The sequence below is a fragment of the Pseudomonas sp. Tun-23181 genome (assembly GCF_057415455.1).
Genome location: NZ_CM171630.1, coordinates 1,032,910 through 1,059,425, shown reverse-complemented (window position 1 = coordinate 1,059,425; position 26,516 = coordinate 1,032,910). Strand labels below are relative to the sequence as shown.

Sequence of the window (26,516 nt, the reverse complement as noted above, 5' to 3'; positions counted from 1 at the left end):
GCCCCGCTGGCGCCACGAGTTGATCAACCCGACTGGCGCCAGTGCACCTCGCTGATGCCGTAGCGCTCGGCCACCGGCTTGCTGACCTTCCTGATCTTCTCCCGCCCATAGCGACCGATGCGGCCAACCCCCGCATCGCAACTGGCCCAGTGCCAGGCCTCGGCGTTGTCCATGCGCTCGGCACGAATCACGAAGGATTTGTGCTGGCCGTGCAGTTGGTAGTCGATCACGAAGAGTTTTGCGTCGATCATCGGGCATCCACATCCTTTGCGCAGGCTCGGTCACAGGCCAGGTACGGACGTACCCTGGCCCTGTCCGTGGGAATGCGCAAAGCCCGCAAAAGTTTGAAAAATATTCCCAGGGCACGACGAATGGCAACGCGGCGACCGCCCGTCGTCCCGTGCAGGCATCCGATCGAACAGTCGCCGCGCGCCTGGGTTCTTCCACTAAGGTGCTAGAGGATTCGTGCACGATCATTGTCCTGGCGCATGGTCCGCCGCTTGGATATGTGCAATATCAATTGGCACCCCGCCCGCTTAAGGCGTACTCACACACAACAGGCCATCCAGTACAGAGAGGGTCGTACCATGTCGTTGATCGGAGTTTCGATGCTAGAGCTGCGTCAGTTGATCGAGCAGGCCTGCCTGCCGGACCGCTGCGAAGTCACCTGCCCGGACGGTGTCAGCCTGACCATCCGCCTCGGCCAGGGCGACAGCCTGGACGATTGCCTGACCGTGAGCGGGATCGCGCTCGACAGCCTCAACAGCTGCCGGGACATCGCGGAGCTGGTGGCGCAGTTGCGCAAGGAACAGCGCGCGAACCACAAGCCACCGCTCAAGGCCATCGCCTGACGGCGGCCGCAGCCCGGTCAGCCAAGGCTGGCCGGGCGCACGTACTCTGGCATCAAGCCGTTGAACCAGAACAGGATCATCGACACCAGGATGGTCACCAGCACCAGCAGGCCCACGCCCCAGACGCAGGTGGCCAATAGCATGGCCTGTTCCTTGCGCAGCCGCAGGAAAGTCTGCAACCCGCCATACAAGAGTACAGTGGCATAGGCCGAGGCGGCCAGCAGGGCCACGACCGCCAGCCAACGCATCGGCACCAGGCCGACGACCCCGGCGATGAACCAGGGGGTGGCGCAGTAGGCGGCGAAGCCGATGCACTGGTTCAGGCTGGGCTGCGCATCGAACCCCCGGGACATCCAGCGGATCATCACGCCCATCAGCATCACCCCGACCACGGTGGTCGCATACAGCAGGCCGGCCAGTTGCGCGGCGCTGGCCATGCTCAGGCGCACCTGTTCTTCCCCTGCCAGGCTCCAGCCGAAGGTGGTGGTGCCGACGAACAGGCACAGGGCAGGGATCAGCGCCAGGGCCAGCAGGCGGGGCAGGTATTGTTGCGGGTGGGCTTCCTCGGCGCGGCGGATGTCCAGCCAGGCTTCGGCGGGGTGGGTGAAGAGCTTGAGCAAGGGACTGTTCATGGCGTTCTCCTCGGGACGCTTGGCGAGCGTGTCCTCTTGTTATGGAGAAGCGGGTGCCCTTGGGGGTTCAGACTGTTTCGCCGCCGTTGATCGCTTCACTGCAGTTCCAGCACCAGGTTCAGGCTGCCGTCGCCACATTTGCCATGATCGCGTACCACGCCATGATAGCTGCGCCCGTCCCAGACGAAGGCGACGCTATGGGCGCGCTCGAGCTTGTCTGGCAGTGGCGGGTTGATATGCAGGCGCAGGGCGGGGCAGCCCTGCAGGTTGAGGGCGGCGACCTGGACATGGCACTCGGCACGCTGGGCCACGGGGCCGAACAGGGTGTCGCGGACGAAGTCCAGTTCCAGGCAGGCGCTGGGCGCGCGGCAGCTCATTTTCATGGCAGCAGGCCCCGGGCATGGCACTGGGGTGACGGCATGGGCTGGCTCCTTGCGTGAAAAATGGGCTATCTCTATTTCGATAGCCTGCTCTGGGGTGGCGTTCAAATTATTTCTGCCCATCAGGGGGCGGGGCCTGATATCGCCTGTGCATGGCAAGGGCCCTCAGGGTTGCCGCTCGGCCACGGCCCTGAGCGTGCGCAGGGTCACCATGGGGGCATCCACCACGAAGCGGTTGGCCAGCCAGCCCGGCACGTCCCCGGCAGGGTCGGCCTGCAGCTGGTAGGTCACCTCGGTCTCGCGCGCGCCCAGGGGGCGCATGATCCACTCCCCGCGCAACCGCCGTACGCGGATCTGCCCAGGCACTACCGGCACCTTGCCCGGCTCGGCGCTCAGGTGGCGCAACAGGGTGCCGTCGTCCAGCCGTTCGCTGCGTACCCGCAGCACCATGTCACGCGGGCGTGCCGGCCAGGGCAGCTCGGTGGTCAGGTAGACCCAGGTCGTGTCGCCATCGACTTCCAGCAGGCGCATCGTGGCGCAGGCGTACAGCCATTTGCAGGCGACCCGCAGATTCTCCTGCAGGTCGGCCAGGATGCGTACGCTGGCCTTGATGCGGGTGACGCCGCGAAACCGCTGGTAGGGCGAGCCGGGTACCGCGCTCAGGTAGACATCGATGCCGTCTTCCTGGTGCGCCAGGCGCCAGTCGTCGGCCAGCAGCGTGGGCGCTGCCAGCAGGAGCAGCACGGCGAGCAATCGGTGCAAGGAGGGCATGGGGCGGCGGCCGGGTGGGAAGGCGTCAGGCAAGTATGGCCGCTGGAGGCAGAGGTGCCATGAAGATCTGCGCTGTCGAGCTGTTGGGCTGTGTTGCAGCCCGCGAACAGGGCGCCAAGCGCGCCCTGTTCGCTTACTTCAACGTTGGGGGTTGAGGGTCAGGTGCACGTGGCGGTTGACGTCCTTGTACAGCAGGTAGCTGAACGGGCCCGGGCCGCCAGAGTAGCAAGCCTGCGGGCAGAAGGCGCGCAGCCACATGAAGTCGCCGGCCTCGACCTCGACCCAGTCCTGGTTCAGGCGGTACACCGCCTTGCCTTCCAGCACGTAGAGGCCGTGTTCCATGACATGGGTCTCGGCGAACGGAATCACGCCGCCGGGCTGGAAGGTCACGATGTTCACGTGCATGTCATGGCGCATGTCGGCCATGTCGACGAAGCGGGTGGTGACCCAGCGGCCTTCGGTGCCCGGCATCTCGATGACCTGGGCCTTGTCGCGGTGGGTGACGAAGGATTCCGGAACGGCCAGGCCCTCGACCTTCTGGTAGTGCTTGCGCAGCCAGTGGAAGGTGACGTTGGCCTTGCTGTTGTTGCGCAGGCTCCACTCGGCGCCTGGGGCCAGGAAGGCATAGCCGCCCGGGACCAGGGTGTGGTGCTTGCCTTCGACGGTGATGTCGATCTCGCCTTCGACCACGAACAGCACCGCTTCGGCGTTCGGGTCCAGTTCCGGCCGCTCGCTGCCGCCTTCCGGGGCGACTTCGACGATGTACTGCGAGAAGGTCTCGGCGAAGCCGGTCAATGGGCGAGCGATGACCCACATGCGCATCTTGTCCCAGAACGGCAGGTGGCTGGTGACGATGTCACGCATCACGCCCTTGGGGATGACGGCATAGGCTTCGGTGAACATGGCACGGTCAGTCAGCAGCTCGGTCTGGGCTGGGTGCCCACCGTGGGGGGCGAAGTAGGAATGGTTCGACATGGAGGGTCTCGACTTGTTGTTCTGTCCCCGTGCCGTAAGCCGCACCGGCCGGTGCGCCGCAGGGGATGCACGGACAGAATATGAGCCTTTGCCGGGTATCCACAAATTAAATGTTGAAATATCCGGTATTCATTCACTGAATGTCGACCTGGCGCCCCGCGTGCTGTTCCGGCAGCCGGTTGCCACGGCCGAACAGCTTGTGGCGCAAGGTGCCGTCGGTATAAGCCCGAGGGTAGCGGCCACGGCGTTGCAGCTCGGGCACCAGCAGCTCGACCACGTGGCGCAGGTCGTCCGGCTGTACGGCGTAGGTCAGGTTGAAGCCGTCGATGCCGGTCTGGTCGAGCCAGTGTTCCAACTGGTCGGCGACCTCTGCGGGCGAGCCCACCAGTACCGGCCCGCGTCCGCCGAGGCCGACGAACGCGGCGGCCTCGCGCACCGTCCAGCGGCGGTTCGGGTCGGCGGCGGTGAACGCGGCCAGGGCGGCGCGGCCGGCATCGTTCTCCACGTACTCGATGGGCGCGTCGGGGTCGAGGCCGGCGAAATCGATGCCGGTCCAGCCCGACAGCAAGGCCAGGGCGGCATCCAGGTCCACGTGCCGGCGGTAATCGGCAAAGCGCGCCTGGGCCGCTTCGCGCGTGTCGGCGACGATCAGCAGTGCCTGGGCATAGATCAGTACGTCGTCGCGGCCCCGGCCGGCCGCTTCGCTGGCCTGGCGGATACCGTCGGCGTAGCGGTGCAGCACGGTGGGGGTCGGCCCGCTGATGAACACGCACTCGGCGTGCCGCGCGGCGAACTGTTGGCCACGGGCCGAGGCGCCGGCCTGGAACAGCACCGGCGTGCGCTGGGGCGAGGGCTGGCACAGGTGCATGCCGGGCACCTGGAAGTGCTCGCCATGGTGGCCGATGGGGTGCACACGAGCAGGGTCGAGGTAGCGGCCAGTCTCGCGCTCCAGCAGCACGGCGTCGTCGTCCCAGCTTTTTTCCCAGAGTTTGTACAGCACCTGCAGGTACTCCTCGGCCAGGTCGTAGCGCTGGTCGTGGCCGAGCTGGCGCGCCAGGCCCAGGTTGCGGGCGGCGCTGTCCAGGTAGCCGGTGACGATGTTCCAGCCGACCCGGCCATCGCTCAGGTGATCGAGGGTCGACATGCGCCGAGCGAAGGGGTAGGGGTGCTCGTAGGTCAGCGAGAAGGTCACGCCGAAGCCCAGGTGCCGGGTGACGCCGGCCATGGCCGGGACCAGCAGCAGCGGGTCGTTGACCGGCACCTGCACGCCGCCGCGCAGGGCCGCCTCGGGGCTGCCCTGGTAGACGTCGTAGATGCCCAGCACGTCGGCGATGAACAGGGCATCGAACAGGCCTTGCTCGAGCAGGCGGGCCAGGTCGGTCCAGTAGTCCAGGCGGTTGAAATCCACGCTGGTGTTGCGGGGGTGGCGCCACAGGCCGGGGGACTGGTGGCTGGCGGCGTTCATGCTGAAGGCGTTGAAGCGGATCGGGCGTGGCATGCGCATCTCCTTGGCGTCAGGGCAGCACGGAAGCCGGGTAGACCGCGTCGGCCACCTGCAGCTTGCGTGGGATCAGGCCCAGGCCCTGGAAGGTATCGGCCAGCTTCTGTTGCTCGGCGACGATCTGCGGGGTGATGGCCACGGCGTTGTAGTTGCGCCGCTCGCTGGCCACTTCCAGGATGTCGGCGCTGATCCCCAGTTGTGGTGCCAGCAGGCTGGCGACTTCGGCAGGCTTGGCATTGGCCCACTGGCTGACCTTGCCCAGTTCGGCGAAGAAGGTCTTGAGCAGTTCGCGGTGCTGGTCGGCGAAGCGGGCGGTGGAGAGGTAGAAGGTGCGGTTGTTCGACAGGCCGCTGCCATCGCGCAGGTTCTTCAGACCTGGCTGTCGCTGCGCGGCGGCGAGGAACGGGTCCCACAGGGTCACGGCCTGCACGCTGCCCGACTGCAGCGCCGCCACGGCATCGGCGGCGTTGTTGACGTAGGCGGGGGTGATGTCCTTGTAGCTCAGGCCGGCCTGCTCCAGGGCGACGGCCAGCAGGTACTGGGCGTTCCAGCCGCGGCCGGTGGCCACGCGCTTGCCCTTGAGGTCCTGGACGCTGGCGAGGTGGTCCTGCTCGCGCACCACCAGGCCGATGCCGCGCGGGTAGGGCTGCTCTGCCGCCAGGTAGACCACCGGCTTGCCGGCTGCCTGGGCGAACACCGAGGGGGCGTCGGCGGCATGGCCCAGGTCGATGGCGCCGGTGCTCAAGGCTTCGAGCAACTGCGGGCCGGCGGCGAACTCGTGCCAGCTGACTTTCACGCCCTGTGGGGCGAGGGCCTTCTCCAGGGCTCCACTGCCCTTGAGGATATTGATGCTGTTGAACTTCTGGTAGCCGATGCGCAGGGTCCTGGCCTCATCGGCCAAGGCGCTGGACCAGGGTAGCAGGGCGCTGGCGACACCGGCCAGCAGGCCGCCGAGGAGCAGGCGGCGCAGGGGAGAGAAGGCACGGGCAGGCACGGGAAGATCTCCTGGAGGGCAAGGAAAATGGCCTGCCCAGCCTAAGGAGGCGTCTGGGTGCTTTCAATTTTTTAATTCCAATTTGTTAGATTGTTTTGTTCTTTATATATCGTTTTTTTTCAAGGTATCCCTGCCTCCGGTGCTGCTACTGCCGTGAGCAGCAACGATTGTGGCAGTGCACGCTGCGGGTGTTGCGGCTCCTGCAGGCCGGCAAGGCGATAGCCCGCCATCTCCAGGGCGTTCAACCAACTGGACAAGGTGCGGAAATACCACGGCATGGGTGCCCACTGCCCGGCGAGCGCCACGAACGTCTCTTCGCGCCAGCCATCCTGGTAATCGCCCTCGGCCATGCTCCACGGATGCAGCGTCTGGATGATCAGCGCGCCGTCTGCGGCGAGCAGCGCGTTCAGGGCGGCGAGCAACGGAATGATGTCCTGGTGCAGCAAGGCGAAGTTGGCACAGACCAGGTCGTAGCCGCGACCAATATCCACCTGGGACTTGGTCAGTTGCGCGTAGGTAGCCAGGTGCACGCTGGCCGGACCCGCCGCCCGCGCGGCCTCGACCAGCGTCGCATCGCCGTCCACGCCCACCGCCTCGATGCCGCGCTCGCCCAGGGCACGTAGCAGCCAACCCTCACCGCAGCCGAGGTCCAGTACCCGTTGTGGCTGCCGGCCGAGTATGGCCAGCAGGATGGCCTGGTCGGTGACTTGGCGCCGGCTTTCGATGCCGCCCTCGCGCACGGCCTGGATCCAGGCCTGCGCGTTGTGGTGCCAGGTGTGCAGGACCGTGGTTTCGCTAGGTGACATGGCGGGCGCCCGATCTGGAGGGTTGGCTGCAAAAGGATAGGCCAGGTTCGTGACCTCGTCGCAGTCGTGCCCTGGCGTCTGGGCGTTATACTCGCGGCCCCGTTCCACTGTATCTGAGTATTCCGATGGGTCTTTGCGCAACTGCCACACCCGAACCGCGCCGCCTCGGCGCGCCGCTGATCGCCCTGGCCCTGCTGCTGGCCGGCGCCTGGTTCCTCAACCTCAACGCCGGCGCCAAGCAGGTGCTGCTGCTGATCGTCGGTGCCGCCCTGGGCTTGACGCTCTACCATGCCGCCTTCGGCTTCACCTCGGCCTGGCGGGTGTTCATCAACGAACGCCGTGGCGCCGGCCTGCGTGCGCAAATGGTCATGCTGGCCCTGGCCGTGCTGCTGTTCTTCCCGGCGCTGTCGGCTGGCAGCCTGTTCGGCACCCCGGTCACCGGGCTGGTGGCGCCGGCAGGGGTGTCGGTGGTGTTCGGTGCGTTCATCTTCGGCATCGGCATGCAACTGGGCGGCGGTTGCGCCTCCGGCACGCTGTTCACCGTCGGCGGCGGCAATGCCCGGATGCTGGTCACCTTGCTGTTCTTCATCATCGGTTCGGTGACCGCCACCCACCATGTCGACTGGTGGTTCGCCCTGCCTTCGTTCCCGGCCACGTCGATCGTCCAGACATGGGGCGTGGCGCCGGCGCTGCTGGCAAGCCTGGCGCTGTTCGGGCTGATCGCCTGGGCCACCGTGGTGCTGGAGAAGCGCCGCCACGGCCAGCTCGAAAGCCCGGTGCGCAGCGAGCACCAGGGCCTGCGCCGCTTCCTGCGCGGGCCCTGGCCGCTGCTGTGGGGCGCCGTTGCCCTGGCGTTGCTCAACTACGCCACCCTGGCCCTGGCCGGGCGCCCCTGGGGCATCACCTCGGCCTTCGCCCTGTGGGGCGCCAAGACCCTGGGCGGCCTGGGCATCGATGTCGGCAGCTGGGCCTTCTGGCAGATGCCGGGTAACGCCAAGGCCCTGGCCGCGCCCCTGTGGCAAGACATCACCACCGTGATGGACATCGGCATCGTCCTCGGCGCGCTGCTGGCCGCGGGTCTGGCCGGGCGTTTCGCACCGAGCCTGAAGATCCCGCTGCCGTCGCTGGTCGCCGCGGTGATCGGCGGCCTGTTGCTCGGCTATGGCTCGCGCCTGGCCTATGGCTGCAATATCGGCGCCTATTTCAGCGGCATCGCCTCGGGCAGCGTGCACGGCTGGCTGTGGTTGGTAGCGGCCTACACCGGCAACTTGGTCGGCGTACGCCTGCGACCGCTGTTCTTCGCGGGCGAGCGACGAGCACCGGCGCTGAGCGGCTGCTGAGCCTTCCCCCGCGCGCTGGCCGTTCAGGGCCAGCGCCACCCCGCGAGCCTGACCTGTGAGGTCAGGCTTGAGTGGAGCATTTTGAGAAATTACATTAACTAAATCTCGTAATTACTTTATAAAAATCAATTAACTTATTGTTTTTATAGAGAATTATCTTCCGGCGACAGCATGCTGGACGCACTGCTCGTAGTACGTCTGCTTGATCGCTGCCGGCTTGAGCCGCGAGCGGCTGTTGTAGGTTTGTTCGGTAATCCCGAAGGCGGTCATACGCATCCATGGCTTGGGGAACTTGCGTGCCTGCAGTTTCTTGCGTGTGGCATACAAGGTAACGCCAGAGAGCTTGGCGTGCTGCGCCTCGGCGGCGATCTGCGAACCCCAGTTGCAGACATGGCGATCGTTCTGGTTCAAGGCCCTGGCCTGGACACCGGAAGCCACCGTGATCAACAGGCAGCCGGCGACCGTTGCTAGAAATACCCGCATGTTGCTGTCCTAAGCTTATGAAGGAAAAGGGAGTTTGCCTTCGCTTGGAGTGGCCGGGGGCCAGCAATTTGCCGTCAGGGGCCTACCAGCAGCATCGTCAGCAACACGATCCCCAGCAGTACCAGGTAGGCGCGCGCGTGCAGGCCATCGGCGATCCGCCCGACCAGCGGTGCGGCCAGGCGCATGCCCAGCCAGGCGCCGAGCACCAGGGCAGCCGCGGCCGGCAGGTCGATGAAGCCAAGATAACCATCGCCCAGGCCTCGGCCCGATGCCGGCAATACGGCATAGACCAGCGTGGCCGCCAGCGCCATGGGCAGGGAGAGCGGGTTGGCCATGGCCGTGGCGCTGAGCATGCTCGCGCCACGCCTGCGCATCAGCGGCACGGTCATCACGCTGCCGCCCACGCCGAGCAAGGCTGCCAGCGCGCCAATGGGCAGGCCGGCCAGGGTCGCACCCGCTCGGCCCAAGGGGCGCAGCCTGGCCCCTTCGTGGAGGAAGCCTGGGCGCAGCCAGCCATCGAGCAGGCTGGCCACCAGATAGGCGACGAACACCCAACGCAGCCAGGTGCTGTCGAGGTGCAGTGCCGCGAAGGCACCGAGCAGGGCGCCCAGGGCGATGCCGGGCGCGAGCGGGCGGACCAGGCCCCAGCGCAGGCTACCCGCGCGATGATGGCGCCAGGTCGCCAGGGCGCTGCTGACGATCATCACGGCGGAGGAGGTCGCGACGGCGACCTGCATGGCGTGCTGGCCGACCAGCGAGCTGGCTTCATGGTTGGCCAGCAGCAGGGCATACAGCAGCGGTACGGCGAAGAAACCACCGCCGAAGCCGAACAGCAGGGTGGTGATACCGGCACACAGGCCGAATGCACCGAGCAATGGATACAGCATCGATCTGCCTCCCAGGCGTATGGAGGCCGGCAGCGTAGAGCGAGCAGGCTTGGCCGGCATGCGCGAATCGGCCAATAATCATCGTGTTCAGGCCAGAGGCTTCAGCCATGCGCAACATCCCCTTGGCCCAGGTCGATGCCACCCCCCGGCCTGTGTTGGCGATCGGCACCGATTACGCGCCGGGCACGCTGTTGCCCAGCCACACCCACCGGCGGGCCCAGTTTCTCTATGGCATGAGTGGGCTGATGGAGGTGCAGACCGACGATGGCTCCTGGGTCATCCCGCCGCACAACGGCGTCTGGATCCCGCCGGGCAAGCCGCACCAGGTGCGCATGCAGGGGGTGAGCACGCGCAGCCTGTACATCGAGCCGCAGGCGGCGCCGCGCGCGGGCACCTCGTGCGAGGCGCTACGGGTCAGCCCGTTGTTGCATGAGTTGCTGCTGGCCAGCGTGGAGATACCGCCGTTGTATGACGTGCAGGGGCGGGACGGGGTATTGCTGGCACTGATTCTCCATGAGCTGAGCCTAGCGCCGCGCCTGCCACTGTTCGCGCCGATACCCGCCGAGCCTCGGCTGGCGGGGCTGTGCCGGGCGTTCCTGCGTGCCCCGGACATCCGCGTCGATGCCGAGGGCTGGGCCCGGCAATCGAACCAGAGCCTGCGCACCTTCAATCGCCGGTTTCGCCAACTGACTGGCTTGTCGTTCGGTGCCTGGCGCCAGCAGGCGTGTGTGATGGCGGCAGTGACCCGGTTATCGGCGGGCGAGGCGGTCACCCGGATTGCCCTGGACCTGGGCTACGACAGCCCCAGCGCTTTTTCCAGCATGTTCCGCCGGGTCATGGGGCGGGCGCCGTCGGCGTTTAGCCGGCGCGAGGGGGGCTGAGCGAGCATTTGGGCCGCCTTGCAGCCCCAGGAGCAGGGCATTGGCAGTAGGGATAAAAAAAGATCGCGCAGACAGGCACAAGCCCGCCGCCCGTTTCCACAGGAGATGTTCTGGGACCAGCAGAGGGTGACCTGGGGAAACGGGGGCGACCTTGCGCCGCCCCGCGATCAAAGCTAACGAAGAACGGGTCAGGCCGCCTGGTTGCGCTTGACCTGGGCCTTGCGCACCTGGGCGCGGCAGGCGTCGCCGAAGGCCTGGAAGATCCTGATCGAGTCAGGGTTCTTCGCGGCCTGCCATTCCGGGTGCCACTGCACGGCGAACAGGAACGGCGAGATGCCCGGGGCGTGGATCGCCTCGACCAGGCCATCCTCGGCATGGGCGATCGGCTCGATGCCCTTGCCCAGGTTGCGCAGGCCCTGGCCATGCAGCGAGTTGACGCGGATCTCGTCGGTGCCGAGGGTCTCGCGCAGCCAGCTGCCAGGCTGGATCTTCACGCTGTGTACGGCCTGGTACTGGATCTCGACCGGGTCCTCGGGGTTTTCCCGATGGTCGTTGAAGCCAGGCTCGGCGTAGACCTTCTGGTAGATGTCGCCGCCCAGGGCGACGTTGATTTCCTGCATGCCCCGGCAGACGCCGAAGATCGGCAGGCCACGGGCGATGGCCATCTTCACCAGGGGGATGTCGAACAGGTCGCGGTCCTTGTCCTGGGCCTTGCCCGGGGTCAGGTTTTCCTGGCCGTAGAGGGCCGGGTCGATGTTGCTGCCCGCGCCGGTGAGGTAGACGCCGTCGGCCATGTCGAGGTAAGTCTCGAGGTCTTCGGTCCCGCAGCAGGTGGGGACCAGGACCGGGACGCAACCGGAGAATTCGACCAGCGGGGTGATGTATTTGTGGGTCATGACCTGGTAGTCATGGCCCTTGCGCTCCTGGGTGCCCATGGTCATCAGGACGACGGGTTTGCGCAGGGTGGGTTGCTTGTTGCCAATGTTGCTGTTGGACATATGTCACCTTAGGACAGGTTCTACCTGTCGTTGTTGTGCAGGCGCACGGCCTGGGCCTTGTGTGCGGCCTGGGGCCCCGAGCACTGCCGGCTCGCCGGAGGGGCGTTTCCGGTCGGGGCTTGATTCATAGCTTGCCAGAGCCGTTCGATATGTCAAACGACTGGCAGGGCGGTCTGGCGCCGGTTTTCGGGGGCTGCAGGGCGTACAAGCCTGAGGTGGCAAGGGTTTGGCGGAGGTTGAGGTCAATAATATTTAACGATGCAGTTGGGTCTTTGCGTGGCTGCAATGAAAGGGCGGTGCGGGCTCATTCCTGGCGGTTCGTCGGCCCGACAAGCTTGGGGCTGCTTTGCAGCCCCCCTGGTCAGTGCAGGATCTGCTTGAGAAACGCCTGCGCCCGCACCGTGCGGGGCTGGTTGAAGAACACCTCCGGCGCGCTGTCCTCGATGATCTGCCCACCTTCGAGGAACAACACGCGCTCGGCCACCTGGCGGGCGAAGCCCATCTCGTGGGTGACGCAGAGCATGGTCATGCCGGTCTGCGCCAACTGCACCAGCACGTCCAGCACCTCGGCGACCATCTCCGGGTCGAGCGCCGAGGTGGGCTCGTCGAACAGCATGATCCGCGGCTTCATGCACAGCGCCCGGGCGATGGCCACGCGCTGCTGCTGGCCGCCGGACAGCTGGCTGGGGTACTTGTGCGCCTGGTTCTCGATACCGACCTTGCGCAGGTACATCCGCGCCCGCTCCTCGGCGTCCTTGCGCGACAGGCCACGCACGCTGGTGGGCGCCAGCAGGCAGTTGTCCAGCACGCTCATGTGCGGGAACAGGTTGAAGTGCTGGAACACCATGCCGATCTCGCTGCGCACCTGGGCGGCCTGGCCAGTGGTGGCGGCCAGGTCGGTGCCGGCAACCCGGATGCTGCCTCGCTCGGCGATCTCTAGGCGATTGATGCAGCGGATCAGCGTCGACTTGCCCGAGCCGGATGGGCCGCAGAGCACGATACGCTCGCCTTCGCGTACCTCCAGGTCGATATCGCGCAGCACGTGGAAGGCGCCGTAGTGCTTGTTCAGGCCCTCGATACGGATCAGCACCGGGCGCGGGTCGGTTTCAGGGGCGAGGCTGGCAAGGCTCAGTGGGGCGGTCATCTTGTTGTTCTCCCGCATAGGTTCAGTCGAAGCGAGTGGCGCTGTAGGGCGCCGGGTCGGTGAAGGGCGCCTGCCCGGTGACCAGCTCGGCCAGCAGGCGGCCGCTGACCGGGCCCAGGGTCAGGCCGTGGTGGGCATGGCCGAAGTTGAACCACAGGTTGGCGTGGCGCGGCGCCGGGCCGATTACCGGGCGCATGTCTGGCAGGCACGGACGCCGGCCCAGCCAGGGCCTGTCGTCGAGGCGTTCGCCCAGCGCCGGGAATAGCTTGCGCGCCAGGGCTTCGCAGCGGCCTAGCTGGATCTCGTTGCCCGGCGCATCCGCGGCGGCGAACTCGATGCCGGTGGTCAGGCGCACGCCCCGGGCCATGGGCGCCAGCACATAACCGCCCTGGGTATCGCAGATCGAGTGGCCGAGCTCGGCACCGTCGCGGGTGGCGTAATGCATGTGGTAGCCGCGCTTGATCGCCAGCGGGAAGCGGTAGCCCAGCGGTTCGAACAGCTCGGCCGACTGTGGGCCGAGGCAGGCCACCACTTCGTCGGCCTCAAGCGGGCCACGGCGGCTGTCCACCTGCCAGCGCTCGCCGAGCCGGCGCAGGCTGCGCGCATCGCCCTGCAGGAACTGCCCGCCACGCTGGACGAACAGTGCGGCATAGCCGCGGGTCAGGGCGCCGGGGTCGCTCACGGTCTTCGGGTCGAGCCAGTGGATGCCGCCCAGCACGTCGCCCTCCAGGCGCTGCTCGCGGGCTTGCAGTTGCTCGCGCTCGAGGATTTCGTACTGCAGGCCGTAGCGCGCCAGGCCGTGCAGGTCGGCCTTGGCCCGGTCGAACAGGCGTGGGTCACGGTACACCTCGATCCAGCCCTTGGCCTGCACCAGTGCACCGAGGCCGGCGGCCTCGATCAGGGCGTCGTGCTCCTCGACGCAACGTTGCACCAGCGGCAGCATGTCGGCCGCCGCGCCGGCCAGGCGCCCTGGGGCCGATTGCTGCCAGTAGCGCAACAGCCAGGGCGCGGCCTTGGGCAGGTGGACCAGGCTGTAGCGCACGTCTGGCTGGCGGTTCAGGCCATAGCGCAGCAGGGCGCCGAGGTTGCGCGGGAAGGCATAGGGAATCACGCTGGAACGCTCGATCAGCCCGGCGTTGCCATGGCTGGTGCCGCTGCCGGGCGTGTCGCGGTCGAGCAGGATCACCTGGCGTCCGCGCGCCTGCAGGTGCAGCGCGGTGCTGACGCCGACGATGCCGGCGCCGAGGACAAGGGTTTGGCAGTGCATGGGGCGTATCCTTCGGTCAGTTCAGATGGCGGCCCAGGCGGGCTTCCAGGTGTTTCAGGGCGCGCCGCACGAGTTCCACGATCACCAGGTAGAGCACGGCGGCCCACAGGTAGATCTGGAAGTCGAAGCTGCGCGAGAAGGCCAGCTTGGTCACGCCCATCAGGTCGTAGATGGTCACTAGCGAGGCGATGGCGCTGGCCTTGATCATCAGGATCAGCTCGTTGCCCAGTGGGCCGATGGCCACCAGCAGCGACTGCGGCAGGATCACCTTGAAGAAGGTGGTCGAGCGCTTCAGGCTCAGGGCCCGCGCCGCCTCGTACTGGCCGGGGGCGATGGCCAGCAGGCTGGCGCGGAAGATCTCCGCCTGGTAGGCGGCGGTGTTCAGGGTGAAGGCCAGCAGGGTGCAGTACCAGGCTTCGCGGAAGAACCACCACAGGCCCAGCTCCTGCCAGAAGCCCTTGAGCGAGCCGAGGCCGTAGTACAGCAAGAACAGCTGGGCCAGCAGCGGCGAGCCACGGAAGAAGTAGATGTAGCCGGCGGCCAGGCGTTGCAGCAGTTGGCTGCGCGACAGGCGCGCCAGGGCCAGCAGCAGGCTGAGCGCCGCGCCCAGGCTGAAGGAGATCGCCACCAGCTTGGCGGTCACCAACAGGCCGTCGAGAAAGCGCGGGCCGTAGCGCTCCAGCAGGTCGGGGTCCAGCACCATGGCCAGCCATTGTTCGACGCTCATGCCCGGGCTCCTTGCAGGTGGCGGTTGCAGCGCCGTTCGATGAGGGCGAAGACCCTGCCCGACAGCGCCGAGAACAGCAGGTAGCCCAGGCAGGCCACGCCGTAGAAGAACATCGGCTCCTTGGTCACGCTGACCGCCAGGTTGGTCTGGCGCATCAGGTCGACCAGGGAGATGGTCGACACCAGCGAGGTGTCCTTGAGCAACGACAACCAGTTGTTGGACAGACCAGGCAGGGCGATGCGGGTGAGTTGCGGCAGCACCACCTTGAAGAACCCCGTGCGCCGGCTCAGGCCCAGGGCGGCGCAAGCCTCCACCTGGCCCTTGGGCAGGGTCTTGAAGGCGGCCAGCCAGATCTCGCTGGAAAAGGCGGCGAACACCAGGCTGAAGGCGATCATCGCGGCGAGGAAGGTGTTGATCAGCACCTCGCCTTCATAGCCCAGGGCCGCCAGCAGCGTCTGCGCGGCGATCTGGCAGCCGTAGTAGATGATCAGCAGGGTCAACAGCTCGGGCAGGCCACGGAACACGGTGGAGAACGTGGTCGCCCAGGCGCGGGGCAGGCGCTTGCGCGAACGCGCGGCGAGGGCCACGAGCAGGCCCAGGGGCAGGCCGATGGGCAGGCAGGCCAGGGCCAGCGACAGGGTCACCAGGGCGCCGGCCAGCAGCGCCTGGCCCCAGCCGCCACTGGCGAAAGACAGCAAGGACAATTGATCGAGCATGGTGTATCTCCACACTGTCGCTATCGGGGGCGCTTCGTGCCCCTTTCGCGACGCAAGGCCGCTCCCACAGGGGCGGCGCCGAGCTCAAGAGCGGCGCAGCCTCCATGGGAGAGGGCGGTCGCAGGTCAGTTGTAGATATCGAAGTCGAAGTACTTGCTGGCGATCTTCTGGTAGGTGCCGTTGGCGACGATCTCGGCCAACGCCTGGTTCAGGCGCTGGCGCAGGGCGTCGTCGTCCTTGCGCACGGCGATGGCGGCGTTGGCCTTGGTGCCGGCGACGTCGCCGAGGATCCGGCAGCAGGCCTGGCCGTTCTTGTCCATCCACTCGTGCAGGGGGAACTTGTCGGCGATCACCCCGTCCAGGCGGCCGGAGGCCAGGTCGGCGTTGGCTTCGTCCATGGTGGGGTAGAGCTTCACGTCGGCGCCGGCCCTGGCGTAGACGTCCTCGGCATAGATGGCTTGGGTCGAGGAAGACTGGGCGCCGACGGTATAGCCCTTGAAGTCGGTCTGGGCATCGGTGATCGGGCTGTCCTTGGCCACCGCGACGGCCAGCGGGGTGCGGTAGTAAGGGTCGCTGAAGGCGATTTTCCTGCGCCGTTCCTCGGTATCGATCATCGAGGCGACCACGGCATCGTACTTGCGGGCCATCAGCGCCGGGATGATGCCTTCCCAGTCCTGGGCCACCAGGGTGCACTGGACCTTCATCTGCGCGCACAGGGCATGGGTGATATCGATGTCGAAACCATGCAGCTTGTTATCGGCGTCGACATAGTTGAAGGGCGGGTAGGCGCCCTCGGTGGCGAACCGCAAGGTCTCGGCACTGGCGGCGCCCGCCAGCAGCAGGGCGCACGCACCCACCACAGCCATGGTCTTTTTCATTTCGCACCTCTGTACTTGCACTCTTGCTATTGTTGTTTGCCCGCTGGCCACGAGGTGTAGCCGACGAACTCGTTATGTAGAGCGGCAGTCGCTTCCAAGCGTCTTTCAACATCGGGCCCGAGTTTCCTGCAGACCTCGTTGACCATCAGGTGCACCCACGACAGCATCGCCGAGGTGGACTCCCAGAACAGGTTGAATTCGGTGGGGATGCGGAACACCTCGTCGGCGTTGGCCTCGGCCCAGTCACAGAAGGTGTCGGTCACCAAGGTGACCGGAATGCCGGCCTGGCGTGCCTTCTGGCACAGCTGCAGGGCATGGCGTGAATAGCGGCGCGCCTCGAACACCAGCAAGGCGCTGTCCTCGGCGCGGCCAAGCAAGACCTCGCCGAAGTGCCCGGCGCTGCCATCGACCAGTTGCACACCGTCGCGCAGGTACTGCATCAGGTGACTCATGCACATGGCGATGCCGCGTTCGGTCTGGAAACCGGCGACGAACACCCGCGGCTTGTCCGCCAGGCGCTGGGCCACCTGCTGCCAGGCCTGGCCACGGCTGTATTCGTGCACCCGCACCAGTGCCGCGATCTCCAGCTCCAGGCTGCCGGCGCTGTCGGCAGCTTCGCGGTTCTGGCGGTAGGCTTGCAGGCGATCCCCCACCAGCCAGGGGCCGTCGCCCAGGTCGCTCTGCAGGTCTTGCTTGAGCGCCTTGAGGTGGGCATAGCCCAGGGCGCGGCAGAAGCGGCCGACACTGGACTCGCTGACGCCCAGCTTGGCGGCGATGCTGGCCGAGGTCTGGAACGGCAGCTCGTGCAGGTTGGCGAGCATGTAGCTGGCGATCTTGCGGCCCGAGGCGGCGGCGCCGTGCAGGCTGTTCTCCAGGCGTTGCTTGATCGGTTGGCTCATGTCGCGGCTCCGGGCTGGCTGAGGCGTGGGATAGAAAATGGATGTTTTCTGTCACTAAGTCAATATTTGACAGATAACTGCCATTCGCGGGAAAGTCTTCGCCATTGCCTTACGCTGTAGCCATTCCAATGCCAAGAAAGGAGCTCCAGATGTCCGCACCTTCCGCCAGCCCCGTCGTGCGCGTGCCTTTTGCCGAGCTGCAGGCGCTGCTGCAACGTATCTTCCTGCGTCACGGCTGTTCCGAGGCGGTGGCCGCGGTGCTCGCCCACAACTGCGCCAGCGCCCAGCGCGATGGCGCCCACAGCCATGGCGTGTTCCGCATGCCCGGCTACGTCTCTACCCTGGCCAGCGGCTGGGTCGATGGCCGTGCCCAGCCCCAGGTGAGTGACGTGGCGTCGGGGTACGTGCGCGTCGACGCCGCTGGCGGTTTCGCCCAGCCGGCCCTGGCGGCGGCCCGGGCGCTGCTGGTAGAGAAGGCTCGCAGCGCCGGGATCGCGGTGCTGGCGATCCACAACTCGCACCACTTCGCCGCCCTTTGGCCGGACGTGGAGCCCTTCGCGGACGAAGGGCTGGTGGCGCTCAGCGTGGTCAACAGCATGACCTGCGTGGTGCCCCATGGGGCGCGTAAACCGCTGTTCGGCACCAACCCCATCGCCTTTGCCGCGCCTTGCGCAGGGCATGATCCGATCGTCTTCGACATGGCCACCAGCGCCATGGCCCATGGCGACGTGCAGATCGCCGCCCGGGCGGGCGAGACGTTGCCGCCGGGCATGGGCGTGGACGCCGAGGGCCAGCCGACCTGCGACCCGGCGGCGATCCTCGAAGGCGGCGCGCTGCTGCCGTTTGGCGGGCACAAGGGCTCGGCGCTGTCGATGATGGTCGAGTTGCTGGCGGCGGCGCTGACCGGTGGGCATTTCTCCTGGGAGTTCGATTGGTCCGGGCATCCGGGGGCGAAGACGCCCTGGACCGGGCAACTGATCATTGTCATCGACCCGAGCAAGGCACAAGGGCAGCGGTTTGCCCAGCGCAGCCGGGAGCTGGTGGAGCAGATGCAGGCGGTGGGGCTGACCCGTATACCGGGGGAGCGGCGCTACCGCGAGCGGGAGGTGGCCGAGCGGGAAGGCGTGGCACTGAGCGAGCAGGAGTTGCAGGGGCTCGAGGCGCTGGCTGGCTGACACGGCCCAATGGCCGCTCAGAGCATACCGCTGTCCTTATGTCGTGCAGGCCTGCACTGAACACCTTGCACATCAGTGATGTTCCTGCGGCGCCACTGCAGGTATCCTCGGGGGCAGCATTTCCCGAACTGTCCTGATCCAAGGAGCTGTGCGCTGTGTTCAAACATGTCGATGCCTATGCCGGCGACCCGATTCTCTCGCTGATGGAGACCTTCAAGGCCGACCCACGTGCCGACAAGGTCAACCTGAGTATCGGCCTGTACTACGATGAGGCCGGCGTGGTGCCGCAACTGGCGGCGGTGGGCGAGGTGGAGAAGCGCCTGGCCGGCCAGCCCCACGAGGCTTCCCTGTACCTGCCGATGGAAGGTCTGGCCAGCTATCGCCAGGCGATCCAGGCCCTGCTGTTCGGTGCCGATCACCCGGCGGTGGCAGGCGGTCGCGTGGCCACCGTGCAGACCGTGGGCGGCTCCGGGGCGCTGAAGGTCGGTGCGGACTTCCTCAAGCGTTACTTCCCGCAGTCCGAGGTCTGGGTCAGCAACCCGACCTGGGACAACCACCGGGCGATCTTCGAGGGCGCGGGCTTCAAGGTCCACACCTACCCGTACTTCGACCCGGCCAGCCGTGGCCTGGACTTCGCCGGCATGCTCGCCACCTTGCAGGGGCTGGCGCAGAACAGCATCGTCCTGCTGCACCCGTGCTGCCACAACCCCACTGGCGTCGACCTGGACCAGAACCAGTGGCAGCAGGTGGTCGAGGTGGTCAAGGCGCGCCAGCTGATCCCGTTCCTCGATATCGCCTACCAGGGCTTCGGCGAAGGCCTGGTGGAAGACGCCTACGCCATCCGCGAAATGGCCCGCGCCGGGGTGCCGTGCCTAGTCAGCAACTCGTTCTCGAAGATCTTCTCGCTGTACGGCGAGCGGGTAGGGGGCCTGTCGGTGGTCTGCGACGACGACGCCACCGCTCAGAGCGTGCTCGGCCAGCTCAAGGCCACCGTGCGCCGCAACTATTCCAGCCCGCCCTGCCACGGCGCCCAACTGGTCGCCGGCGTGCTCGGCGATGCCGCGCTCAATGCCCAGTGGGTGGCGGAAGTGGAAGCGATGCGCAAGCGTATCCTCGACATGCGCCAGGGGCTGGTGGACCTGCTCGGTGAACTGCTGCCGGGCCAGGACTTCCAGTTCTTCCTGCGCCAGCGCGGCATGTTCAGCTACACCGGTTTGAGCGTCGAGCAGGTACGTCGCCTGCGGGACGAGTTCGGCGTGTACCTGATCGACAGCGGCCGGGTGTGCATGTCGGGCCTGCGCCCGGCCAACCTGCGCCGTGTGGCCGAGGCATTCGCGGCCGTTCAACAGGGTTGATGCAGGCGGGCACCCTTTCGGGGTGCCTGGTCGATCACATTCGCGGGCAAGCCCGCTCCCATGATCCTGCCAGTCGTATCGTTGGCGACCGGCTCGGCCCCTGTGGGAGCGGGCTTGCCCGCGAGTGCGTTCGCCGCCACGCTTCCTGTGTGAAGGTGCAACCCATTCCTCCAATCAGGTAACGCCTGGTTTCAGAAAATTCCCACTCAAGGTGCAACCGTCCCTCGGGCAGGGCTATGCAAGTGCAACCCAATCAGCGCACAATCGCGCCCCTCTTTTTCGGTTGAGGTGCGCGAGGCCTCGTGTTTCGCCGCTCTCAGCCTGTTGCAGTCTTGCGAGTGGAGTTGCACCCGGAATGAATGAGCAGGCCCCAAGCGTCGAACGGCGCTTCGAAGAATCGACCCCCGCCACCCTCGGCAGCTGGTCGCGACAAGACACCACCTGGATGCTGGGCCTGTTCGGCACGGCGATCGGCGCCGGAACCCTGTTCCTGCCGATCAACGCCGGCCTCGGCGGTTTCTGGCCGCTGCTGATCCTGGCCGTGCTGGCCTTCCCCATGACCTACTACGCCCACCGCGGGCTGACCCGCTTCGTGCTCTCCGGGCGCAACGGCGGCGATATCACCGAGGTGGTCGAGGAACACTTCGGCATCACGGCCGGTGCCCTGATCACCGTGTTGTACTTCTTCGCCATCTTCCCGATCCTGCTGATCTACAGCGTGGCCTTGACCAACACCGTCAGCAGCTTCATGGAACACCAGTTGCACATGACCCCGCCACCGCGGGCGCTCCTGTCGTTCCTGCTGATCTTCGGCCTGCTGCTGGTGGTGCGCTGCGGTGAACAGGCCACGGTCAAGGTCATGAGCCTGCTGGTGTACCCGTTCATCGTCGCCCTGGCGCTGCTGGCCCTGTACCTGGTGCCGCACTGGAATGGCGGCATCCTCGACAGCGCCACCCAGCTGCCGTCTGGCTCGGCCTTCCTGCACACCTTGTGGCTGGCGATCCCGGTGATGGTGTTCTCCTTCAACCACTCGCCGATCATCTCGGCCTTCGCCGTCGACCAGAAGCGTCGCTACGGCGAACATGCCGATGAGCGCAGCGGCCAGATCCTGGCACGCGCCCATCTGCTGATGGTAGCCATGGTGCTGTTCTTCGTCTTCAGCTGCGTGCTGACCCTCAGCAGCGCCCAACTGGCCGAGGCCAAGGCGCAGAACCTGTCGATCCTGTCGTACCTGGCCAACCATTTCAGCAACCCGACCATCGCCTTCGCCGCGCCGTTGATCGCGTTCATCGCCATCGCCAAGTCGTTCCTGGGGCACTACATCGGGGCCAGCGAAGGCCTCAAGGGCATCATCGCCAAGACCGGCCTGCGCCCAGGCGCCAAGGCCATGGACCGTGTAGTCGCTGCGCTGATGTTGGTGGTGTGCTGGATCGTCGCCACCCTCAACCCGAGCATCCTGGGCATGATCGAGTCCCTCGGCGGCCCGATCATCGCTGCGCTGCTGTTCCTCATGCCGATGTATGCCATCCGCCGCGTGCCGTCGATGCGCAAGTACAGCGGCGCGCTGTCCAACGTCTTCGTCGTGGTGCTTGGCCTGATGGCCATGTCCTCGGTGGTCTACTCGGTGGTCGATAGCCTGCTGGGGTGAGGGGGCGGCTTCGAGCTGCAAGCTTCAAGTAAAAGCGACGTGGTGCGCCTTGGCTTGTCGCTTGCAGCTCGAGGGGCCACTAGGCACCCGGGCGCCTTCGTGCTTAACTCGGTGTCCTTTTCAAACCTCGCATAAGGATTCATGTCATGGCTCAAGTGACCCTCAAAGGCAGCCCCGTACAGGTCAACGGCAACCTGCCGCAGGCCGGTGCCCAGGCGCCGGCCTTCTCCCTGGTTGGCGAAGGCCTGGCCGACAAGTCGCTGAAGGACTACGCCGGCAAGCGCAAGGTGCTGAACATCTTCCCGAGCGTCGACACCCCAACCTGCGCCACCTCCGTGCGCAAGTTCAATGCCCAGGCCAACGACCTGGCCAACACCGTGGTGCTGTGCATCTCCGCCGACCTGCCGTTCGCCCAGGCGCGCTTCTGCGGCGCCGAAGGCCTGGAGAACGTGAAGAACCTGTCGACCCTGCGTGGCCGTGAGTTCCTTGAGAACTATGGCGTGGCCATCGCCGACGGCCCCCTGGCCGGCCTGGCTGCCCGCGCCGTGGTGGTGCTGGACGAGAACGACAAGGTCCTGCACAGCGAACTGGTCGGCGAAATCGCCGACGAGCCGAACTACGACGCGGCGCTGGCTGTATTGAAATAAATGTACCGGGGCTGCCGTGCAGCCCCCTGGGGTTACACCCTGTAACGGCCTGGAACGCTTTCCAGGCCGTTTTCATTTAAAGTTCAGCGTCTTGGCAACGTAAGCCGAAGGTAAATCCCTGGTAAAGGCCCTTTGCTAAAACGGTGCCAGTGCTTATCGTTCAACCTCCCCAAGCCGCCATTTCCTGAACAAGGTTCGTTCAACCCATGCAAGCTTCCGTCTCCCGTTCCCCTCGTCGCTGGCTCGTCGGCCTGCTGATCCTGCTGCTGGTGGCCCTGCTGGCCTGGTGGCTGTGGCCTGCATCGCCGGCCAACAAGGAAGCGAGCGGGCGCCCAGGCGGGCGTCCTGGCTTCGGCGCCTCCGCCGACCCGGTGCCGGTGCGCGTGGAGCCGGTGCGCGTCGGTGACTTCCCGCTGTACTACAAGGCCCTGGGCACGGTAACGGCGACCAACACGGTCAACGTGCGCAGCCGGGTGGCCGGCGAGCTGGTCAAGATCCACTTCAAGGAAGGCCAGCAGGTCAAGGCCGGCGACTTGCTTGCCGAGATCGACCCGCGCCCCTACCGCATCGCCCTGCAGCAGGCCGAAGGCACCCTGGCGCAGAACCAGGCCCAGTTGAAGAACGCCCAGGTCGACCTGGCGCGCTACAAGGGCCTGTACGCCGAGGACAGCATCGCCAAGCAGACCCTGGACACCGCCGAGGCCCAGGTGGCGCAGTTCCTGGGCCTGGTCAAGACCAACCAGGCGCAGGTCAACGATGCCCGTCTGAACCTCGAATTCACCCAGATCCGCGCGCCGATCAGCGGCCGCGTGGGCCTGCGCCAGCTCGACCTGGGCAACCTGGTGGCGGCCAACGACACCACCGCGCTGGCGGTGATCACCCAGACCGAACCGATCAACGTCGCCTTCACCCTGCCGGAGACGGAACTGGCCACCGTGCTCGAGCGCTACCGCAGCGGCGCCAGCCTGCCGGTCGAGGCCTGGGATCGTGGCGATGCCAAGCTGCAGTCCACCGGCGTGCTGGGCAGCCCGGACAACCAGATCGACACCACCACCGGCACCCTGAAGTTCAAGGCCCGCTTCGAGAATAAGGACCAGGCCCTGTTCCCCAACCAGTTCGTCAACGTGCGCCTGCTGGCCGATACCCTCAAACAGGTGGTCCTGGCCCCGGCCGCGGCGATCCAGTTCGGCAACGACGGTACCTTCGCCTACGTGGTCAATGCCCAGAACAAGGTCAACATCCGCAAGCTCAAGGTGGGTGCCAGCGATGGCGAGCGCAGCGTGATCCTCGAGGGCCTGGCCGCCGGCGATCGCCTGGTGCTCGAAGGCACCGACCGCCTGCGCGAGGGCAGCCTGGTGGACGTGGTGGAAGACAGCTCGCAAGTCCCGACCACCCCCGGCCAGCACCTGCAGGGCCAGGACGCCAAGGGCTCGGCCCAGGCCGATGAGCCGCGCAAGGCGGGCGCATGAACCTGTCGCGCCTGTTCATCCTCCGTCCGGTCGCCACCACGCTGAGCATGCTGGCCATCGTCCTGGCCGGCCTGATCGCCTACAAGCTGCTGCCGGTCTCGGCCTTGCCCCAGGTCGACTACCCGACCATCCGGGTCATGACCCTGTACCCCGGTGCCAGCCCCCAGGTGATGACCAGCGCGGTCACCGCGCCACTGGAGCGCCAGTTCGGACAGATGCCGGGGCTGACCCAGATGGCCTCGACCAGTTCCGGCGGCGCCTCGGTGCTGACCCTGCGCTTTAGCCTGGACATGAACATGGACGTCGCCGAGCAACAGGTGCAGGCCGCGATCAATGCCGCCAGCAACCTGCTGCCCAGCGACCTGCCGGCACCGCCGGTGTACAACAAGGTCAACCCGGCCGACACCCCGGTGCTGACCCTGGCCATCTCGTCGAAGACCATGCCGTTGCCCAAGCTCAACGACCTGGTCGATACCCGCGTGGCCCAGAAAATCGCCCAGATCAGCGGCGTGGGCATGGTCAGCATCGCCGGCGGCCAGCGCCAGGCGGTGCGGATCAAGGTCAACGTCGATGCCCTGGCCGCCAACGGCCTGAACCTGGACGATGTGCGCACCCTGATCGGTGCCTCCAACGTCAACCAGCCCAAGGGCAACTTCGACGGCCCGACCCGGGTGTCGATGCTCGACGCCAACGACCAGCTGCGCTCGCCCGAGGAGTACGCCAACCTCATCCTGGCCTACAACGACGGTGCACCGCTGCGCCTGAAGGACGTCGCCGAGATCGTCGACGGTGCCGAGAACGAGCGCCTGGCGGCCTGGGCCAACGAGAACCAGGCGGTGCTGCTGAACATCCAGCGCCAGCCGGGGGCCAATGTCATCGAGGTGGTCGACCGGATCAAGCAGATGCTGCCGTCGATCACCGACAACCTGCCGGCCGGCCTGGATGTCATGGTCCTCACCGACCGTACCCAGACCATCCGTGCCGCGGTCAAGGACGTGCAGCACGAGCTGCTGATCGCCATCGCCCTGGTGGTGATGGTCACCTTCGTCTTCCTGCGCCGCGTCAGCGCCACGATCATCCCGTCGATCGCCGTGCCGCTGTCGCTGATCGGCACCTTCGGCGTGATGTACCTGGCCGGTTTCTCGATCAACAACCTCACCCTCATGGCCCTGACCATCGCCACCGGTTTCGTGGTGGACGATGCCATCGTCATGCTGGAGAACATCTCCCGGCACATCGAGGAGGGCGAGACGCCGATGCAGGCGGCGCTCAAGGGCGCCCGGCAGATCGGCTTCACCCTGGTGTCGCTGACCTTCTCGCTGATCGCGGTGCTGATCCCGCTGCTGTTCATGGCCGACGTGGTCGGCCGGCTGTTCCGCGAGTTCGCCATCACCCTGGCGGTGGCGATCCTGATCTCCCTGGTGGTGTCCCTGACCCTGACGCCGATGATGTGCGCCCGCCTGCTCAAGCGCGAGCCCAAGGCCGAGGAGCAGGGGCGCTTCTACCGCGCCAGCGGCGCCTGGATCGACTGGCTGATCGAGCACTACGGCAGCGCCCTGCAGTGGGTACTCAAGCACCAGCCGCTGACCCTGATGGTGGCGGTGGCGAGCCTGGCGTTGACCGTGTTCCTCTACCTGATCGTGCCCAAGGGCTTCTTCCCGGTGCAGGACACCGGGGTGATCCAGGGCATCTCCGAGGCGCCGCAGTCGACGTCGTTCGCCGCCATGAGCGAGCGCCAGCAGGCCTTGAGCAAGGTGATTCTGCAGGACCCGGCGGTACAGAGCCTGTCGTCCTACATCGGCGTCGATGGCGACAACGCCACCCTCAACAGCGGCCGCCTGCTGATCAACCTCAAGCCCCATACCCAGCGTGACGTCACCGCCAGCGACGTGATCGACCGCCTGCAGCCGCAACTGGACAAGCTGGTGGGCATCCGCCTGTTCATGCAACCGGTGCAGGACCTGAGCATCGAGGACCGGGTCAGCCGCACCCAGTACCAGTTCAGCCTGTCCTCGCCCGATGCCGACATGCTCGCCGAATGGAGCGGCAAGCTGGTCCAGGCCCTGCAGCAACGGCCCGAGCTCATGGACGTGGCCAGCGATCTGCAGGACAAGGGCCTGCAGGTCTACCTGGTGATCGACCGCGACATGGCCAGCCGCCTCGGCATCAGCGTGTCGCAGATCACCAACGCCCTGTACGACGCCTTCGGCCAGCGGCAGATCTCCACCATCTATACCCAGGCCAGCCAATACCGCGTGGTGCTGCAGTCCCAGGCCGCGTCGAGCATCGGTCCGCAGGCGCTGGAGTCGATCCACGTCAAGGCCAGCGATGGCGGCCAGGTGCGCCTGTCGGCCCTGGCGCGCATCGAGCAGCGCCAGGCGCAACTGGCCATTTCCCATATCGGCCAGTTCCCGGCGGTGATGATGTCGTTCAACCTGGCCCACGGTGCGTCCCTGGGCGAGGCGGTCCAGGTGATCGAGCAGGTGCAGCAGCAGATCGGCATGCCGCTGGGCGTGCAGACCCGCTTCCAGGGCGCCGCCGAGGCGTTCCAGGCGTCGTTGTCGAGCACCTTGCTGCTGATCCTCGCCGCCGTGGTGACCATGTACATCGTGCTGGGCGTGCTCTACGAGAGCTACATCCACCCGGTGACCATCCTCTCGACCCTGCCATCGGCGGCGGTGGGGGCCTTGCTCGCGCTGCTGCTGAGCGGCAACGACCTGGGGATGATCGCCATCATCGGCATCATCCTGCTGATCGGCATCGTCAAGAAGAACGCGATCATGATGATCGACTTCGCCCTGGAGGCCGAGCGCCAGCAGGGCATGAGCCCGCGCGATGCGATCTACCAGGCGGCGCTGCTGCGCTTCCGGCCGATCCTGATGACCACCCTGGCCGCGCTGTTCGGCGCCGTGCCGCTGATGCTCGCCACCGGCTCCGGCGCCGAGTTGCGCCAGCCCCTGGGCCTGGTGATGGTCGGTGGCCTGCTGGTCAGCCAGGTGCTGACGCTGTTCACCACCCCGGTCATCTACCTCTACTTCGACCGCCTTGCACGGCGCTTCGGCAAGCAGCGCCTGACGGAGGAGCCGGCATGA

At 66.5% G+C, this 26,516-nt stretch carries 26 protein-coding genes; 9 read left to right on the top strand and 17 right to left on the bottom strand.

Annotated features, from left to right (window positions below):
• Positions 1–23: 23 nt before the first annotated feature.
• Positions 24–251, bottom strand: coding sequence for a DUF6555 family protein (locus ACDI39_RS05375; RefSeq protein ID WP_225789062.1), 228 nt, complete (start codon positions 249–251; stop codon positions 24–26).
• Positions 252–587: 336 nt separating this feature from the next.
• Between ACDI39_RS05375 and ACDI39_RS05370 the strand changes: the two genes are divergently transcribed.
• Positions 588–851: a DUF1652 domain-containing protein gene (locus tag ACDI39_RS05370; RefSeq protein WP_225789063.1), complete on the top strand. Its 264-nt coding sequence runs from the start codon at positions 588–590 to the stop codon at positions 849–851.
• Between the two features lie 17 nt (positions 852–868).
• Here ACDI39_RS05370 and ACDI39_RS05365 read toward each other — a convergent pair whose 3' ends face one another.
• The 7 genes from ACDI39_RS05365 to ACDI39_RS05335 form a co-directional block, all read right to left on the bottom strand.
• On the bottom strand, positions 869–1,483 hold the full coding sequence (locus ACDI39_RS05365) for a Yip1 family protein (RefSeq protein WP_225789064.1): 615 nt from the start codon (positions 1,481–1,483) through the stop codon (positions 869–871).
• Positions 1,484–1,578: 95 nt separating this feature from the next.
• On the bottom strand, positions 1,579–1,866 hold the full coding sequence (locus ACDI39_RS05360) for a hypothetical protein (RefSeq protein ID WP_253080236.1): 288 nt from the start codon (positions 1,864–1,866) through the stop codon (positions 1,579–1,581).
• Between the two features lie 162 nt (positions 1,867–2,028).
• A complete protein-coding gene (locus tag ACDI39_RS05355; RefSeq protein WP_410896930.1) occupies positions 2,029–2,634 on the bottom strand; it encodes an START domain-containing protein in 606 nt (201 codons plus the stop codon).
• A 138-nt stretch (positions 2,635–2,772) separates the two neighbouring features.
• Positions 2,773–3,609, bottom strand: a complete 837-nt coding sequence (locus ACDI39_RS05350) for a bifunctional allantoicase/(S)-ureidoglycine aminohydrolase (protein ID WP_225789066.1) — start codon at positions 3,607–3,609, stop codon at positions 2,773–2,775.
• Positions 3,610–3,742: 133 nt separating this feature from the next.
• Complete coding sequence (locus tag ACDI39_RS05345; RefSeq protein ID WP_225789067.1) at positions 3,743–5,107, bottom strand: LLM class flavin-dependent oxidoreductase; 1,365 nt, start codon at positions 5,105–5,107, stop codon at positions 3,743–3,745.
• Between the two features lie 16 nt (positions 5,108–5,123).
• The gene (locus tag ACDI39_RS05340; RefSeq protein ID WP_253090746.1) at positions 5,124–6,104 is read right to left on the bottom strand and encodes an aliphatic sulfonate ABC transporter substrate-binding protein; all 981 of its coding nucleotides are present in this window, start codon (positions 6,102–6,104) and stop codon (positions 5,124–5,126) included.
• Positions 6,105–6,223: 119 nt separating this feature from the next.
• Positions 6,224–6,910 carry a class I SAM-dependent methyltransferase gene (locus ACDI39_RS05335; protein ID WP_225789069.1) on the bottom strand — a complete coding sequence of 229 codons (687 nt, stop codon included), beginning with the start codon at positions 6,908–6,910 and terminating at the stop codon, positions 6,224–6,226.
• 125 nt (positions 6,911–7,035) lie between these two features.
• Between ACDI39_RS05335 and ACDI39_RS05330 the strand changes: the two genes are divergently transcribed.
• Positions 7,036–8,250 (top strand): YeeE/YedE family protein, encoded by a 1,215-nt coding sequence (locus ACDI39_RS05330; RefSeq protein ID WP_225789070.1) that lies wholly within the window; start codon positions 7,036–7,038, stop codon positions 8,248–8,250.
• Between the two features lie 153 nt (positions 8,251–8,403).
• On the opposite strand, the gene ACDI39_RS05325 is transcribed toward ACDI39_RS05330, so the two are convergent.
• Together ACDI39_RS05325 and ACDI39_RS05320 are read right to left on the bottom strand one after the other, a co-directional pair.
• Complete coding sequence (locus ACDI39_RS05325) at positions 8,404–8,733, bottom strand: hypothetical protein (RefSeq protein ID WP_486537937.1); 330 nt, start codon at positions 8,731–8,733, stop codon at positions 8,404–8,406.
• A 74-nt stretch (positions 8,734–8,807) separates the two neighbouring features.
• Entirely contained in the window at positions 8,808–9,620 is an 813-nt protein-coding gene (locus tag ACDI39_RS05320) for a sulfite exporter TauE/SafE family protein (RefSeq protein ID WP_253102458.1), read from the bottom strand.
• 107 nt (positions 9,621–9,727) lie between these two features.
• Between ACDI39_RS05320 and ACDI39_RS05315 the strand changes: the two genes are divergently transcribed.
• A complete protein-coding gene (locus ACDI39_RS05315; protein WP_225789073.1) occupies positions 9,728–10,501 on the top strand; it encodes an AraC family transcriptional regulator in 774 nt (257 codons plus the stop codon).
• Positions 10,502–10,689: 188 nt separating this feature from the next.
• Here ACDI39_RS05315 and ACDI39_RS05310 read toward each other — a convergent pair whose 3' ends face one another.
• From ACDI39_RS05310 to ACDI39_RS05280, 7 genes are all read right to left on the bottom strand, one after another.
• Positions 10,690–11,499: a gamma-glutamyl-gamma-aminobutyrate hydrolase family protein gene (locus tag ACDI39_RS05310; RefSeq protein ID WP_225789074.1), complete on the bottom strand. Its 810-nt coding sequence runs from the start codon at positions 11,497–11,499 to the stop codon at positions 10,690–10,692.
• 361 nt (positions 11,500–11,860) lie between these two features.
• Positions 11,861–12,643, bottom strand: a complete 783-nt coding sequence (locus tag ACDI39_RS05305) for an amino acid ABC transporter ATP-binding protein (RefSeq protein WP_486537934.1) — start codon at positions 12,641–12,643, stop codon at positions 11,861–11,863.
• 22 nt (positions 12,644–12,665) lie between these two features.
• A complete protein-coding gene (locus ACDI39_RS05300) occupies positions 12,666–13,910 on the bottom strand; it encodes an NAD(P)/FAD-dependent oxidoreductase (protein ID WP_225789075.1) in 1,245 nt (414 codons plus the stop codon).
• A 16-nt stretch (positions 13,911–13,926) separates the two neighbouring features.
• Entirely contained in the window at positions 13,927–14,637 is a 711-nt protein-coding gene (locus tag ACDI39_RS05295) for an ABC transporter permease (RefSeq protein WP_486537932.1), read from the bottom strand.
• Positions 14,634–15,353 (bottom strand): ABC transporter permease, encoded by a 720-nt coding sequence (locus tag ACDI39_RS05290; RefSeq protein ID WP_253080239.1) that lies wholly within the window; start codon positions 15,351–15,353, stop codon positions 14,634–14,636. The genes ACDI39_RS05295 and ACDI39_RS05290 overlap by 4 nt, the downstream gene beginning before the upstream one ends.
• 125 nt (positions 15,354–15,478) lie before the next feature.
• Complete coding sequence (locus tag ACDI39_RS05285; protein ID WP_225789078.1) at positions 15,479–16,231, bottom strand: transporter substrate-binding domain-containing protein; 753 nt, start codon at positions 16,229–16,231, stop codon at positions 15,479–15,481.
• A 26-nt stretch (positions 16,232–16,257) separates the two neighbouring features.
• Positions 16,258–17,130, bottom strand: coding sequence for a MurR/RpiR family transcriptional regulator (locus ACDI39_RS05280; RefSeq protein WP_225789079.1), 873 nt, complete (start codon positions 17,128–17,130; stop codon positions 16,258–16,260).
• Positions 17,131–17,279: 149 nt separating this feature from the next.
• On the opposite strand from ACDI39_RS05280, the gene ACDI39_RS05275 reads away from it, so the two are divergent.
• From ACDI39_RS05275 to ACDI39_RS05250, 6 genes are all read left to right on the top strand, one after another.
• Positions 17,280–18,305, top strand: coding sequence for an Ldh family oxidoreductase (locus ACDI39_RS05275; RefSeq protein ID WP_486537929.1), 1,026 nt, complete (start codon positions 17,280–17,282; stop codon positions 18,303–18,305).
• A gap of 155 nt (positions 18,306–18,460) precedes the next feature.
• Positions 18,461–19,660 (top strand): amino acid aminotransferase, encoded by a 1,200-nt coding sequence (locus tag ACDI39_RS05270; RefSeq protein WP_225789081.1) that lies wholly within the window; start codon positions 18,461–18,463, stop codon positions 19,658–19,660.
• A gap of 355 nt (positions 19,661–20,015) precedes the next feature.
• A complete protein-coding gene (locus ACDI39_RS05265) occupies positions 20,016–21,308 on the top strand; it encodes a serine/threonine transporter (RefSeq protein WP_253080242.1) in 1,293 nt (430 codons plus the stop codon).
• Positions 21,309–21,454: 146 nt separating this feature from the next.
• On the top strand, positions 21,455–21,955 hold the full coding sequence (gene tpx / locus ACDI39_RS05260; protein WP_225789083.1) for a thiol peroxidase: 501 nt from the start codon (positions 21,455–21,457) through the stop codon (positions 21,953–21,955).
• A 206-nt stretch (positions 21,956–22,161) separates the two neighbouring features.
• The gene (locus tag ACDI39_RS05255; RefSeq protein ID WP_225789084.1) at positions 22,162–23,424 is read left to right on the top strand and encodes an MdtA/MuxA family multidrug efflux RND transporter periplasmic adaptor subunit; all 1,263 of its coding nucleotides are present in this window, start codon (positions 22,162–22,164) and stop codon (positions 23,422–23,424) included.
• The gene (locus ACDI39_RS05250; protein WP_225789085.1) at positions 23,421–26,516 is read left to right on the top strand and encodes an MdtB/MuxB family multidrug efflux RND transporter permease subunit; all 3,096 of its coding nucleotides are present in this window, start codon (positions 23,421–23,423) and stop codon (positions 26,514–26,516) included. The genes ACDI39_RS05255 and ACDI39_RS05250 overlap by 4 nt, the downstream gene beginning before the upstream one ends.

Excerpts from the sequence above, each read along its gene's own strand:
- ACDI39_RS05315 (WP_225789073.1), top strand. The coding sequence starts at position 9,728 with ATGCGCAACATCCCCTTGGCCCAGGTCGATGCCACCCCCCGGCCTGTG.
- ACDI39_RS05365 (WP_225789064.1), bottom strand. The coding sequence starts at position 1,483 with ATGAACAGTCCCTTGCTCAAGCTCTTCACCCACCCCGCCGAAGCCTGG.
- ACDI39_RS05295 (WP_486537932.1), bottom strand. The coding sequence starts at position 14,637 with ATGAGCGTCGAACAATGGCTGGCCATGGTGCTGGACCCCGACCTGCTG.
- ACDI39_RS05375 (WP_225789062.1), bottom strand. The coding sequence starts at position 251 with ATGATCGACGCAAAACTCTTCGTGATCGACTACCAACTGCACGGCCAG.
- ACDI39_RS05265 (WP_253080242.1), top strand. The coding sequence starts at position 20,016 with ATGAATGAGCAGGCCCCAAGCGTCGAACGGCGCTTCGAAGAATCGACC.
- ACDI39_RS05325 (WP_486537937.1), bottom strand. The coding sequence starts at position 8,733 with ATGCGGGTATTTCTAGCAACGGTCGCCGGCTGCCTGTTGATCACGGTG.
- ACDI39_RS05305 (WP_486537934.1), bottom strand. The coding sequence starts at position 12,643 with ATGACCGCCCCACTGAGCCTTGCCAGCCTCGCCCCTGAAACCGACCCG.
- ACDI39_RS05370 (WP_225789063.1), top strand. The coding sequence starts at position 588 with ATGTCGTTGATCGGAGTTTCGATGCTAGAGCTGCGTCAGTTGATCGAG.
- ACDI39_RS05310 (WP_225789074.1), bottom strand. The coding sequence starts at position 11,499 with ATGTCCAACAGCAACATTGGCAACAAGCAACCCACCCTGCGCAAACCC.
- ACDI39_RS05285 (WP_225789078.1), bottom strand. The coding sequence starts at position 16,231 with ATGAAAAAGACCATGGCTGTGGTGGGTGCGTGCGCCCTGCTGCTGGCG.
- ACDI39_RS05360 (WP_253080236.1), bottom strand. The coding sequence starts at position 1,866 with ATGAAAATGAGCTGCCGCGCGCCCAGCGCCTGCCTGGAACTGGACTTC.
- ACDI39_RS05275 (WP_486537929.1), top strand. The coding sequence starts at position 17,280 with ATGTCCGCACCTTCCGCCAGCCCCGTCGTGCGCGTGCCTTTTGCCGAG.
- ACDI39_RS05320 (WP_253102458.1), bottom strand. The coding sequence starts at position 9,620 with ATGCTGTATCCATTGCTCGGTGCATTCGGCCTGTGTGCCGGTATCACC.
- tpx (WP_225789083.1), top strand. The coding sequence starts at position 21,455 with ATGGCTCAAGTGACCCTCAAAGGCAGCCCCGTACAGGTCAACGGCAAC.
- ACDI39_RS05250 (WP_225789085.1), top strand. The coding sequence starts at position 23,421 with ATGAACCTGTCGCGCCTGTTCATCCTCCGTCCGGTCGCCACCACGCTG.
- ACDI39_RS05345 (WP_225789067.1), bottom strand. The coding sequence starts at position 5,107 with ATGCCACGCCCGATCCGCTTCAACGCCTTCAGCATGAACGCCGCCAGC.
- ACDI39_RS05300 (WP_225789075.1), bottom strand. The coding sequence starts at position 13,910 with ATGCACTGCCAAACCCTTGTCCTCGGCGCCGGCATCGTCGGCGTCAGC.
- ACDI39_RS05290 (WP_253080239.1), bottom strand. The coding sequence starts at position 15,353 with ATGCTCGATCAATTGTCCTTGCTGTCTTTCGCCAGTGGCGGCTGGGGC.
- ACDI39_RS05280 (WP_225789079.1), bottom strand. The coding sequence starts at position 17,130 with ATGAGCCAACCGATCAAGCAACGCCTGGAGAACAGCCTGCACGGCGCC.
- ACDI39_RS05335 (WP_225789069.1), bottom strand. The coding sequence starts at position 6,910 with ATGTCACCTAGCGAAACCACGGTCCTGCACACCTGGCACCACAACGCG.
- ACDI39_RS05255 (WP_225789084.1), top strand. The coding sequence starts at position 22,162 with ATGCAAGCTTCCGTCTCCCGTTCCCCTCGTCGCTGGCTCGTCGGCCTG.
- ACDI39_RS05330 (WP_225789070.1), top strand. The coding sequence starts at position 7,036 with ATGGGTCTTTGCGCAACTGCCACACCCGAACCGCGCCGCCTCGGCGCG.
- ACDI39_RS05350 (WP_225789066.1), bottom strand. The coding sequence starts at position 3,609 with ATGTCGAACCATTCCTACTTCGCCCCCCACGGTGGGCACCCAGCCCAG.
- ACDI39_RS05355 (WP_410896930.1), bottom strand. The coding sequence starts at position 2,634 with ATGCCCTCCTTGCACCGATTGCTCGCCGTGCTGCTCCTGCTGGCAGCG.